Below are 12,543 nucleotides of genomic sequence, written 5' to 3'. Positions count from 1 at the left end.
CTTTGAGGAGGAACTCCTATGAAGCGGTATCGTATTGTATTCATGTCCATTTGTGTGTTAGCCGCAGCGGGCTTAAGCGCGTGCAGTAAGGGTCAGCCTAGTGCATCTCAGACTAATGACGCTTCACCACCCGGCGGGGAACGAACGGAGCTGTTCTTTTATTCCGGAGGCGGGGATACGACTGAAGCCTTCGATGCAAGGTTCGGCGATGCGCTCCGCAAAAAATTCCCGAACTATGATATTACCTACATTCCTGTTGACACGAATAATAGATTGCAGCAGCTGGTCACGGCGGGCAAACGCATTGATTTTTATTACGGCTCTATCGGTGTGTTCCCCGAATTTACCCAAATCGGACTTCAATTCGATATGACCGACCTGGTTAAGAAGCATAACGTGGACCTGAGCAGCTTTGAACCGACACTGATTGATGCGGCGAAAATGATTTCGGACGGGAAGCTGTACGGATTACCTGTCTTTAACAACATAATGGTGACTTATTATAACAAGACGTTATTTCAAAAATTTGGAATTCCGTCTCCTAAGGATGGCATGACATGGGACGAAATGCATGATCTTGCACGTAAGATGACACGCAATGACGGAGGCAAGCAATATATCGGTCTCGTGGTGTCCCCGACGCATGTGCTTCGGTTGAACCAGTTTTCACAGCCTTACGTCGATCCGAAAACGGAGCAGGCTACCATCAATAGCGATATGTGGAAAAGGATGTACGAGGCATACTATACGATCCCCGCTCAGGATCAAGGCTACAAAGACCGGATTGTCGCACTGAATAACAAGCTGCCGTATAAGGATGACTTTCTCAAGGATCAGAATCTGGCTATGTTCGTCTATTTGTCGGATTTGCAATCCATTCTGTCCAAGGAGATGGCCGCGCTGGATTGGGATATCGTCTCAATGCCGACCTTCAAAGAGCTTCCAGGGATGGGCTCCCAAGCTTATCCAACCTTCATGAGTATTACCAATCAAACCGTTAATAAAGATGCAGCCATGGAGGTGCTGAAATATTTGGTCTCCGAAGAATACCAGACGCTGGCGGCGAAGAAAGCGGCTTTGCCGGTTCTGAAGAGCAAGACCGTGCAGGATGCGCTTGGACAAAGTGCGGAGTTCAAAGACAAAAATTTGAAAGCGATCTTCTTCAATCAGCTGGCGCCGATATCCTCTAAAAGCAAGTATGACGGTGCCGTGGAGAAGGCCTACACTAAGCCGCAAGTCGATCTCTCGCTCGGCAAAATCGATCTTAATACCGCATTGCGGACAGCCGAAGAAGAGGCCAACAAAGCGATCGAGCAGGAGAAACGGAAGTAGATTGGAAGCAGATTATGAAGAGGACGTCCTGAAGTAAAGTTGTATATTCTTGAAAAAAAGGGTGCTCAAAACCATATTCATGGCTTTGGGACACCCTCGCATTGTGTTTGCAGTCTATTCAGCTTCGCTATAATCTAAAATTGCCGCCAAGCAGAAGACCGAAACAGGCGGCATTAAGCAGAAAGGTAATTCCCGCGCCGATCAGCAGGCCTTGAAAAATGCCTTTATTTTTACGTAAAAGAATAAGCGCCGGAATCAGGTATACAAGCTGAGCGACACTTATAAAGAAAATTGCAACGGGGACAAGAAACAATAACAGATGAAGCAGCAGCAGTAACCCCATTCCCTTCAGCACTTGCAAGGTGTGGTTCTGCGGCGGCGGCTGGGTAGGAGGTCTTTGTTCGCTAGGTCCCTGATCATTGGATAACGTGCCTTCTTCAGATGGAAGATGATTCTGTTCCTTGTTTCCGTCTTCAGTCATGAATGACACCTCCTGCTTGTAAGTCGAATTCAGCACGGAGCTCAGCCAGCTTCTGCTCCTGATCTCCCCGATAAAACATATTGTATGTGTCAAACGGGATAATTCTTCCATCAGGGTGCACGATATGGACGCAAGATTTTTTGACGGAGCGAACATCAAAATTGTAAGGATCCAGGAATTGCATTATAATGACGCGAAATACGTTATCGTAGCTGATATTCTCCGGAACGGCTACCATGGGCAGACAGCACAACAAATTTTTAAGCGAAAGTGCTGATGAGGCAGGAGAATGGGCTGTCGAGAATAGCTCGAAAATTTTTGACTTGAGCGTTTGATCCTGTTCAAAAACGATAGTGTTGCGACCGCCTTCTAACAAAATTTGCGGGTCCATCAGACCTGTAAGCGGCAGTACTTCATCGCCGAGCTTCAGGGCGTAACCCATCGCCAGGCAATCGGGATGGCATGGGACAGGGATCATATCCTCCGCACGAAACACACCGGATTGCTCAATAATACGCTGCCTTACCTCACTGAGCGTCAGTCGGTCCTTCGCCGGATCGTAATCCTCCAAGCGTCCTGCGGCCTGGATAGGCTGGAAGGTAACTCCACGTATGGCCGGCTGCTTCAAGCCGAACTGAATGATGTCCCCGATTTCATGGTCATTCAACCCTTTTTTTAGGGTGACGACTAATGTAGTCGAAATGTTGAATTCATTCAGATGCTCCAGGGCCCGGCGGCGAATATCCCGCAAATCCGCGCCGCGGAGCTCCCGTAATGCTTCTTCCTGAAAGCTGTCAAACTGTAAGTATATTTCAAATCCTGGCATATAGGCTGCCAATTTTTTTGCAAATTCGCGGTCTTGGGCAATTTTAATGCCGTTGGTGTTAACCATAATGTGCTTGATCGGCTTGCTTTTGGCAAGATCGAGGATGTCAAAAAATTGCGGATGGATGGTAGGCTCCCCACCGCTTATTTGCACAATATCCGGTTCACCCTCGTTTCGGACGATCGCATCGAGCATCTTTTCGATCTGATCTAGAGAGCGCCACGTTTCCCGCTGCGGTGAAGACTCGGCATAGCAGATGGGACACTGGAGATTGCATCGGTCCGTGACCTCGATCAAGGTCAAGCAGCTGTGCTGCTCGTGGTCGGGGCATAGCCCGCAATCATAAGGACAGCCATAGCGGATCGGTGTGTTCCAATGCTGGGGCATTTCTGCGGGCTTTAGAAACTCGCGGCACTTCTTGTAATAGGCTGCATCATTGGCGATTAAGACTTTCTCACGGCCATGCTTCCCGCAATATTTGAGCAGGAATACTTGATCATCCTCAATAATAACCTTGGCCTCCACCTTTCGCAGGCACTGGGAGCAAATGCTGTTAGTAAGCTCATAGAAAATATAGGGTCTATTCTTGGTTGACATTACGGTAATCCTCCTTAGGTATGCTGTGTGATTTGCCAAGCCATTTGTTCAATAAAACGATGTAATAGATCAAGCCTGCGAGACAAGCTAATTGAATGTTGTTTAACCCGATAAAAGGATGAGGCGTCGGCTTGATGAAGTCTATGACCAAGCGAAAAGCTAAATATCCTGTCATAAACAGCTGAAACATAGCTCCATCGGGTATCGGCCTGAAGGCAGATGACGTTGACATCTCGTGCGTTCTCTTCCGGTGTTTCCAAATAAGCAGAAAGCCGCCAAGCAGCACTAAGAAGACAATCTCATAGAGCTGAGTAGGATGACGAGGGATGCCATCACCAAAATCGACGCCTATAATCCAAGACGTAGGAGTACCATAGGTATGGTCGTCCAGCCCTGTCATAAAGCAGCCGATGCGTCCGATCGCCATACCCAATATAAGCGGCAGCGCCATATCATCCCCTGTTGACCGAGTAATACCGACACGCTTTTTAACCCACTCCACACCAATCAGCCCGCCTAACAGTCCTCCGACAATCGTCTTTCCTTCCATCAAATAGGTGTAGCTGTTCCAATTTTCTATAGTTTTAATAGGATCCTCCAGCCAATACAGTATCTTGGAGCCGATAGCTGCTCCTAAGATCGCTCCTACGATGACCCATATGCCCTGTTCAGCCGGAATTTTGTCCTTGCTGCGAGTAAATAGGTACACTCGAAAGCCAATAAAATAAGCCAATGCTTCAAAGACGATATGGGGATGAAGCCTTATAAATCCAAGGTTGATCCAAATAGGGAAAGTCATAGCGTTCTCCAATCTTGTTGCTATTTATTGATGGGGGGATTCCAAATAAACTATATTTTGGATATCGGTTCTCTATACATTCTCTTAATCTATGTGATTATCCTTGTACTTTGAGGGGAAAATCTGCTTAATCTTCAGAATATCTTAAGAAACTCCTTCGTTTGTTCTGCAGATTTATCCGTTACTCTTAGGATAAATTCGAAGGGAGTGGCGATTATAACATGATGAAATCCGTTCAAGAAAAGCTGTTATTTTTATATAAATTCACCCGGCACCCGGGACAAATCGGGAGTGTAACTCCGAGCTCCGTCTACTTGGCCCAAACGATGCTTCAACACGTTCCTTGGGATGAGGTTAAGCATTTGGCTGAACTGGGGTCGGGGACAGGCGCCATAACAAAACATCTGAGCTCGAAAATACACGAAGATGCGAAAATACTTTTATTCGAAAAAGACCCGCAGCTGCATTCCGGTTTGCGGCGGCAATATCCCGATTATCCTTGCTACGGCGATGCGTGCAGACTTCAATCCGCTATGATGAACGAAGGGATTGAAGAACTGGATTGTATTCTTAGCGGCCTTCCTTTTTTCAACTTTCCACAGCAGGTTCGGGACCAGCTCATGGATCAGATCATCGCCTCGCTTAGAACGGGCGGGCTGTTCATCGCCTTTCAATATTCCCAGCAGATGAAACGGCAATTAAGCGAACGGCTGGAGATCGAGCATATTCAATTTGTACCGATGAATCTGCCTCCCGCATTTGTCTATGTTTGCCGAAAAAAATAAGTTTCCAAACCGTGAGAACACCTATATTTCGAGCATGGGGTGTAAGAATATGGTAATGTAAACATAATACCATGCCGGGGAGTGGCATACTGCAAGGAGGCGGATGTATTGGTCAAAACGATTCTGGTCACGGACGATGATTTGGAAATCAGAGATATTATTCGTATCTATTTGCGCAATGAGGGCTACAGAATATTGGAAGCGGAGGACGGGGCTCAAGCTTTGAAAATCATGCTTAAGGAGTCTGTTGATTTGATCATTTTGGATGTCATGATGCCTACCATGGATGGGATTCAGGCGTGCATGAAAATGCGGGAGAAGACCAATGCCCCTATCATCATGCTTTCTGCAAAAGGGGAGGATATGGACAAAATTACCGGGCTTACGACAGGAGCGGACGATTATATCAGCAAGCCGTTTAACCCCTTGGAGCTGATCGCCAGGGTGAAGGCGCAATTCCGGCGGCAGACTCTGGCCAAGGCAGGAGGAAGCGGACGACTCGATACGGATGAGCAGATCACGGAAATTGACGAGCTCGTAATAAATCGAAAACGCCACGTAGTCACCGTTAACGGGAAGGAAGTGTCCTTGACGCCTATCGAGTTCTCGATCCTGGAACTGATGGCAAGTCATCGCGGCCATGTGTTCAGCATAGAGAAAATCTATCAGAACGTGTGGAAGGAGGATAAATTTTTATCCGATAATACGGTCATGGTGCATATCCGGAATATCCGCGAGAAGATCGAAGATAATCCGCGGGAGCCCCGATATATCAAAACCGTGTGGGGGGTAGGATATAAAGTTGATTAAATACTTCTTTTCCCTGCTGAACTGGAATAAGAGCATTCGCGTACGTATCGTGGGCGGGTCATTCCTGAGCTTCTTTCTCACAGCTATGATCTCGTTTGTTTATGGGAATTATATTTCATTCGAGCCGGGCTATCTGGACCAAGTGATCTCGCTGCTGCTGTTCTTTGGGCTCTTCATGTTCCTTTTCTTTTTGTTTATGCGCCGTGACGTTCGATATTTGAGATCCATGGGCGAATGCTTAATGTCTATCGCACAGGGCAATCTGAGCCATCGGGTGCCTATAAGAAAACAGGATGAACTGGGCATCGTGGCAAGCAATATTAATTATATGGCGGATCAGCTGCAGTCCATGATGGAGAATGAACGGCGGATCGAGAAGTCGAAGATGGAGCTGATCACGAATGTTTCCCATGATTTGCGAACACCGTTAACAAGCATCGCAGGCTATTTAAACCTGCTGAAGCATGATGATTATCAAAATATCGAAGAGCATAAACGATATATTACGAATGCCTTCAATAAAACCCAGCAGCTGAAAAAGCTTATAGATGATTTGTTCGAGTATACCCGCTTGACCAGCGGAAGCGTTCAATTAATCAAGTCGACGGTAGACTTGAGCAGCTTGCTCGAGCAAATGCTGAATGAGTTTGAACCGATCGCCCAGGAGCAAGGCTTGTCCATCAATGTTGTTCGTGAGCCTATGCCGATCTATGGTGACGTAGATGCTGAAATGCTAGTAAGAGCAATCGATAATCTGCTGATCAACGCACTCAAATTCTCATATAACCCCGGGGAAATTACAGTAAGGCTCTCCATCTGGGAAGATCAAATCTATCTCGCGGTCGAGAACGTAGGGCAGCCGCTAACCGAGGAGCAGGAACGCAGGTTATTTGAACGGTTTTATAAAGTAGAGTCGTCCCGTCACGATAGCGACACAGCGCAGGGGGCGGGCCTCGGTCTTTCGATCGCCCAAAATATCATTGAACTGCATAACGGCCGGTTAGGTCTTGGTCATCAAAACGGACATTTTACTTTCTATATTGAGCTGCCGCGGAACCAGACATCCTTACAGGATGGAAGCATACTACAGGCAATCGATTAAGTCCTCGGTTGCCTCTTCAGCCTGTACAAATAGGGAGTAAGACCAACAGGGATAAGATTCCGTCTTGCCAAAAAAGAACGATTGTGATATTTTATATGTGTAACCGGTTCCACATTAAGGAGAGAAGCTGAGATGGCAACCATTAAAGAAGTGGCTAAACATGCGGGCGTTTCGGTGGCAACCGTATCGCGGGTGCTTAACGAGATTGGCTACGTGCATGAAGATACCCGCAAAAAGGTAGAAGCTGCTATCCGTGAGTTGAATTACACGCCTAATGAGGTCGCTCGTTCTTTATATAAACGCAAATCCAGGCTCATCGGCCTGCTGCTGCCGGATATCACCAACCCCTTCTTTCCCGAGCTTGCCCGCGGGGTGGAGGATGAGATGCACAAGCATGATTTTCGCATTATCATTGGCAACAGCGACGAGAACACGAACAAGGAAAAAGAATATATCCAAACGTTCATTCAAAATAACGTAGTCGGGGTTATCGCCTCTACCAACTATCCGGACACAGATACATACCGGAAGCTGGGTATTCCCGTCGTGTTTCTCGACCGGACGGCGGATAACCGGCCTTCCGTATATTCGGATGGACGAGAGGGCGGAAGAATGGCAGCCCATGAGATCGTGACCCGCGGCAGCCGTCAGATCACGATTATTCAAGGACCTAAGCACATCCGTCCGGCACAGGATCGTTATCAAGGCGCCATTGACGTGCTTCGTGATCAAGGGATTGCCTATAACGTAGTTCAAACCTCGTCCTATTCTTTTACGGAAGCGGGCAACTGGGCTCAAGAGCTGTTCGAGCAATTCCCTGATACCGATGGGGTCATCGCAAGTAATGATATTGTCGCTACAGCGGTTCTGCACGAAGCTCTCCGGTTGGGCAAGAAGGTTCCGGACGACGTACAGATCATAGGATTTGACGATATTCCGCTCAGCAGTCTGCTGACGCCGTCGCTTACGACGATTCGCCAGCCGGCTTATGATATGGGAAGTACAGCTGCCGGGCTACTTATTCGATTGATCGACAATCAAAATCCAGACCAAAAAACAATACAGATGCCCGTTACATTCACAGAGCGGGATACGACAAGAAAGGTGTGAAGCTGCGTGGTTAAAATTATCGTAGTAGGAAGCGCATCCATGGATCTTGTTGTAACATCGGCGAAGCGCCCGGGAGCCGGAGAGACGGTTCTTGGGGACAGCTTCAGCACCGTTCCCGGTGGGAAAGGCGCCAATCAGGCAGTGGCCGCAGCGCGTCTTGGTGCCGATGTTACTATGATTGGAAGAGTGGGGGACGACCCATTCGGCGTAGAGATTGTAAACAATTTGAAACGAAATCATGTTTCTGTCGACTATGTGGAACCGGTTACACATTGTGGAAGCGGTACCGCTCATATCATTCTGGCAGAAGGCGATAATAGTATTGTTGTCATAAAAGCTGCGAATAATGAGGTTACACCGCACTACATTGATCGTTCCCTGGATGCTTTTAATAATGCGGATATGGTGATGATTCAGCAGGAGATGCCGGAGGAAACCGTCACTCATGTCAGCAGAATTTGCCGAAAGCTGGGCATTCCGCTTTTGCTGAATCCGGCTCCCGCTCGGCCTTTGGAGAAAGAAGTGATCGAGAACGCGGCTTATCTAACGCCTAATGAGCATGAAGCGAAAATGATCTTCGCAGATATGACCGTTTCCGAAGCGCTCCGCAAATACCCGAACAAGCTGTTTATAACTGAAGGCAGCAGAGGAGTCCGTTATTTTGACGGTACGCAGGAAGTACTGGTTCCTTCTTATAAGGTGGAAGCGGTGGACACAACGGGTGCTGGGGATACGTTTAATGCAGCTTTTGCGGTTGCATTGGCGGAGGGGAAACCCGTCTATGAGAGCGTTCGGTTCGCCAATCGTGCCGCTTCCTTATCCGTGACCAAGTTCGGGGCTCAAGGCGGCATGCCGAGCCGTCAGGAAGTGGAGGTGCAGATCTGAGATGAAAAAGCATGGGATATTGAACAGTCATATCTCTAAGGTTCTGGCCGATCTGGGTCATACCGATACGATAGTGATTGCGGATGTCGGGCTTCCTATACCCGAAGGGGTCAAGAAAATCGATTTGGCCTTAACTCACGGCTCTCCAGGCTTTGAGGAAACCGTTAACGCCATAGCCGCCGACATGGAAGTGGAGAAGGCGGTCATTGCGGAGGAGATGGGCTCGGACAACCCGGCAGCCTTTCATTATATACAAAATAAATTCAACGGGATTTCGATTCAGCAATGCTCTCATGAAGAGTTCAAGCAGCTGACGAAGAAGGCTAAAGCGGTCATTCGTACAGGCGAAGCCAAGCCGTATGCGAACATCATTTTACAAGCAGGCGTCTATTTTGGTTCATAAGGAGGAGCCTTTATGCACATTCGAATGAATGGGATCCACAAAGCCTTTGGAAGCAATCAGGTGCTGTCCGGTGTCGATTTTGAACTGCGCGAGGGCGAGGTTCATGCGCTAATGGGCGAGAACGGTGCCGGTAAGTCCACATTGATGAACATTCTTACCGGGGTCCACGCCAGAGATGAAGGAACGATTGTCATCGACGGCAAGGAAACCTATTATGCCAATCCTAAAGAAGCGGAACGCAATGGTATTGCATTTATTCATCAGGAGCTTAACGTATGGCCGGATATGACGGTTCTCGAGAACCTGTTCATCGGCCGTGAAGTATCGTCCCGCTGGGGCTTTCTTAAGGGGAACGAGATGAAGGCGCTCGCAAACGAGCAGTTCCGCAAGCTCTCCGTAGACATTCCGTTGAATATTGAAGCCGGACAATGCTCTGTCGGACAGCAGCAAATGATCGAAATTGCCAAAGCGCTGCTTACAGACACCAAAGTCATCATTATGGATGAACCGACCTCAGCCTTGACGGAAAGAGAGATTCAGAAGCTGTTCGAGGTGATTGAGTCGTTGAAGAAAGACGGCGTCTCCATCGTGTATATTTCGCATCGAATGGAAGAAATATTCGCCATCTGCGACCGGATTACCGTCATGAGGGACGGACGAACCGTAGACACGAAGAGCATTCCGGATACGAATTTTGACGAAGTCGTTAAGAAAATGGTTGGCCGTGAATTGACCGAGCGTTATCCTGCAAGAACACCAAATCCGGGCGAGGTTGTCCTTGAAGTGAAGCATGCCACCCGGAAGGGATGGTTTGAGGATGTAAACTTCCAGATCCGTGCCGGTGAAATTGTAGGCTTCTCCGGGCTTATGGGCTCCGGACGCACCGAGATTATGAGGGCAATATTTGGTCTGGATCGTCTCGACAGCGGAGAGCTTTACTTGTTCGGCAAAAAAGCGGTTATCCGTAAGCCGGTTGACGCCGTTAATCTGGGGATCGGGTTCATTACCGAGGACCGTAAGGATGAAGGGCTGATTCTGGATTTCTCGGTACGGGACAATATGGTGCTGCCAAGTCTGAGCAGCTATACTTCCAAAGGGCTGATCTCGGCGCAGAAGGAAAAAACGTTCGTGGATGCCCTGATCAAGCGGCTGCAAATCAAGACCCATTCGTCCGAAACGGCGGCAGGCAATCTGTCCGGCGGTAACCAGCAGAAGGTGGTCATCGCCAAGTGGATCGGGATCGGACCTAAGCTCCTGATTCTGGACGAGCCGACCCGAGGCGTGGACGTTGGCGCCAAGCGCGAAATTTATCAGCTGATGAACGAGCTGACAGGGCATGGTGTTGCGATCATTATGGTCTCCTCCGAGCTCCCGGAAGTGCTGGGCATGAGTGACCGCATTGTTGTTGTCCACGAAGGGCGCATCACAGGGGAATTGAGTAAAGAAGAAGCAACACAGGAAAAAATAATGATGTTCGCGACAGGGGGACAGTAATATGACAACGAAGAATGAAGCATCGTCCAAAGGCTTGCAAGTATCGCAAATTACACAAAAATTAGGTCCTCTGCTCGGCTTAATCATCTTGATTATCATTGTATCCGTGCTTAATCCAAGCTTTTTGGAACCGCTCAACATATTAAATTTGCTGCGGCAGGTGTCCATTAATGCTCTGATCGCGTTCGGCATGACGTTTGTTATCTTGACCGGGGGCATCGACTTGTCCGTCGGTTCTATATTGGCGCTATCGAGCGCATTTGTCGCTAACATGATGGTTGCCGGCTTTGATCCGGTTCTGGCCATTATTATCGGCTGTTTGCTAGGCGGCGTGATGGGGATGGTTAACGGATTTATGATTACCAAGGGGAAGATGGCTCCGTTTATCGCTACTCTGGCAACGATGACGATTTTTAGAGGTTTGACGCTGGTATACACGAACGGGAATCCGATTACCGGATTAGGCGACAGCTTAACGTTCCAGATGTTTGGCCGTGGGTATATGCTGGGCATCCCGGTACCGGCCGTTACGATGATCATTGCTTTTGTTATTCTGTGGGTTGTTCTGAACAAAACCTCCTTCGGGCGGAAAACTTATGCTATCGGCGGTAATGAAAAAGCATCTATCGTTTCCGGTATTAAAGTGCCACGCGTGAAAATTATGATTTATTCTTTGGCAGGAATGCTGTCCGCATTGGCGGGGGCTATCCTGACATCCCGTCTGAACTCGGCGCAGCCAACGGCAGGTACCTCTTATGAGCTGGATGCAATCGCAGCGGTCGTCCTCGGGGGAACTAGTCTTTCCGGCGGTCGCGGTCGTATCGTAGGTACACTGATTGGTGCCTTGATTATCGGTACGCTGAACAATGGTCTTAACCTGCTCGGCGTATCCTCCTTCTACCAAATGGTTGTCAAAGGGATTGTTATTCTTATCGCCGTCCTCATCGACCGCAAGAAATCCGCATAAGGGGAGATTGATTTATGAAAAAGCTAACGATTGTCATCACCATGCTTCTGCTTATTTTAACCACGGGCTGCTCCTTGGAGCCGCCGAGCTGGGCTAAGCCGCAAACCGGCGGGGATTTAAAGCATATCAAGATCGGACTTTCCATATCGACCTTGAATAACCCGTTCTTCGTATCCTTAAAGGACGGCGTCGTGGCTGAAGCCAACAAGCACGGCATCGAAACGATTGTCGTCGACGCGCAAAACGATTCGGCCAAGCAATGCAATGACGTGGACGATTTGATGCAAAAAGGTGTTAATGTCCTGTTGATTAACCCAACAGACTCGGCTGCCATCTCGACCGTGGTTCAATCCGCGAACAGTCTGGGCATCCCAGTCATCACACTGGACCGTTCCTCGGATAAAGGCGATGTGAAGGCTTTGGTTGCTTCGGATAACGTCAAAGGTGGTAAAATGGCGGCGGAATATATCGAAAAGCTGCTGGGCAAAGGAGCTAAGGTAATTGAGCTGGAGGGTGTTGCCGGTGCTTCGGCTACCCGTGAGCGCGGTAAGGGATTCCACGAGATCGCGGATCAGGACTTGAAGGTTATCGCTAAGCAAACGGCGGATTTTGACCGTACTAAAGGCCTGAATGTAATGGAAAACCTGCTCCAAGCGAATCCGGATGTGCAAGCCGTATTTGCCCACAATGACGAAATGGCGTTAGGGGCCATTGAAGCGATTCAAAGCTCCGGCAAATCCATTCCGGTCATCGGGTTCGACGGCAATGAGGATGCTTTGAAGTCGATCCAGGCTGGCAAGCTTACTGCTACCGTTGCTCAGCAGCCTGAATTGATCGGTCAAATGTCGGTTCAAGCCGCATTCGATGTGCTGCAAGGCAAAACGGTAGAGAAGACGATTCCGGCACCGCTCAAGCTGGTCACTAAGGAGTAAGCTGCTGGATTTGATGCAGA

The 12,543-nt window shown here is 48.6% G+C and carries 13 protein-coding genes; 10 read left to right on the top strand and 3 right to left on the bottom strand.

The window, feature by feature from the left end; all coding sequences use genetic code 11:
• The first annotated feature begins 18 nt into the window (after window positions 1-18).
• Window positions 19-1,332 (top strand): ABC transporter substrate-binding protein, encoded by a 1,314-nt coding sequence (locus tag B1728_RS18175; RefSeq protein WP_079911745.1) that lies wholly within the window; start codon window positions 19-21, stop codon window positions 1,330-1,332.
• Window positions 1,333-1,459: 127 nt separating this feature from the next.
• On the opposite strand, the gene B1728_RS18170 is transcribed toward B1728_RS18175, so the two are convergent.
• The 3 genes from B1728_RS18170 to B1728_RS18160 are packed head-to-tail and all read right to left on the bottom strand — an operon-like array spanning window position 1,460 to window position 4,035.
• Window positions 1,460-1,813 carry a hypothetical protein gene (locus B1728_RS18170; RefSeq protein WP_079911743.1) on the bottom strand — a complete coding sequence of 118 codons (354 nt, stop codon included), beginning with the start codon at window positions 1,811-1,813 and terminating at the stop codon, window positions 1,460-1,462.
• Window positions 1,806-3,236, bottom strand: coding sequence for a radical SAM protein (locus B1728_RS18165; RefSeq protein ID WP_079911742.1), 1,431 nt, complete (start codon window positions 3,234-3,236; stop codon window positions 1,806-1,808). Before B1728_RS18165 ends, B1728_RS18170 begins: the two co-directional genes overlap by 8 nt.
• Complete coding sequence (locus B1728_RS18160) at window positions 3,220-4,035, bottom strand: prolipoprotein diacylglyceryl transferase (protein WP_079911740.1); 816 nt, start codon at window positions 4,033-4,035, stop codon at window positions 3,220-3,222. Before B1728_RS18160 ends, B1728_RS18165 begins: the two co-directional genes overlap by 17 nt.
• Before the next feature lie 224 nt (window positions 4,036-4,259).
• Here B1728_RS18160 and B1728_RS18155 point away from each other — a divergent pair, with 224 nt between their 5' ends.
• The 9 genes from B1728_RS18155 to rbsB all read left to right on the top strand — a co-directional run bounded on the left by B1728_RS18155 (window position 4,260) and on the right by rbsB (window position 12,523).
• Complete coding sequence (locus tag B1728_RS18155) at window positions 4,260-4,820, top strand: class I SAM-dependent methyltransferase (protein ID WP_079911930.1); 561 nt, start codon at window positions 4,260-4,262, stop codon at window positions 4,818-4,820.
• A gap of 108 nt (window positions 4,821-4,928) precedes the next feature.
• Window positions 4,929-5,630: a response regulator transcription factor gene (locus tag B1728_RS18150; RefSeq protein WP_079911738.1), complete on the top strand. Its 702-nt coding sequence runs from the start codon at window positions 4,929-4,931 to the stop codon at window positions 5,628-5,630.
• Window positions 5,623-6,732: a HAMP domain-containing sensor histidine kinase gene (locus B1728_RS18145; RefSeq protein ID WP_256865408.1), complete on the top strand. Its 1,110-nt coding sequence runs from the start codon at window positions 5,623-5,625 to the stop codon at window positions 6,730-6,732. The genes B1728_RS18150 and B1728_RS18145 overlap by 8 nt, the downstream gene beginning before the upstream one ends.
• A 132-nt stretch (window positions 6,733-6,864) precedes the next feature.
• Window positions 6,865-7,842 (top strand): LacI family DNA-binding transcriptional regulator, encoded by a 978-nt coding sequence (locus B1728_RS18140; protein ID WP_079911736.1) that lies wholly within the window; start codon window positions 6,865-6,867, stop codon window positions 7,840-7,842.
• 6 nt (window positions 7,843-7,848) lie between these two features.
• Window positions 7,849-8,727, top strand: a complete 879-nt coding sequence (gene rbsK / locus B1728_RS18135; RefSeq protein WP_079911735.1) for a ribokinase — start codon at window positions 7,849-7,851, stop codon at window positions 8,725-8,727.
• Between the two features lies 1 nt (window position 8,728).
• Complete coding sequence (rbsD, locus tag B1728_RS18130) at window positions 8,729-9,130, top strand: D-ribose pyranase (RefSeq protein WP_079911733.1); 402 nt, start codon at window positions 8,729-8,731, stop codon at window positions 9,128-9,130.
• Between the two features lie 12 nt (window positions 9,131-9,142).
• Window positions 9,143-10,624 (top strand): sugar ABC transporter ATP-binding protein, encoded by a 1,482-nt coding sequence (locus B1728_RS18125; protein ID WP_079911732.1) that lies wholly within the window; start codon window positions 9,143-9,145, stop codon window positions 10,622-10,624.
• Between the two features lies 1 nt (window position 10,625).
• Window positions 10,626-11,591, top strand: coding sequence for a ribose ABC transporter permease RbsC (gene rbsC, locus B1728_RS18120; protein WP_079911730.1), 966 nt, complete (start codon window positions 10,626-10,628; stop codon window positions 11,589-11,591).
• A gap of 14 nt (window positions 11,592-11,605) precedes the next feature.
• Window positions 11,606-12,523 carry a ribose ABC transporter substrate-binding protein RbsB gene (rbsB, locus tag B1728_RS18115; protein ID WP_079911729.1) on the top strand — a complete coding sequence of 306 codons (918 nt, stop codon included), beginning with the start codon at window positions 11,606-11,608 and terminating at the stop codon, window positions 12,521-12,523.
• Window positions 12,524-12,543 lie beyond the last annotated feature (20 nt).

Source organism: Paenibacillus sp. 32352 (genome assembly GCF_002042965.1).
Lineage (GTDB): Bacteria > Bacillota > Bacilli > Paenibacillales > NBRC-103111 > Paenibacillus_S > Paenibacillus_S vulneris.
The sequence above is the reverse complement of the archived record's forward strand: the minus strand, read 5'-3'. Positions and strand labels throughout refer to the sequence as shown.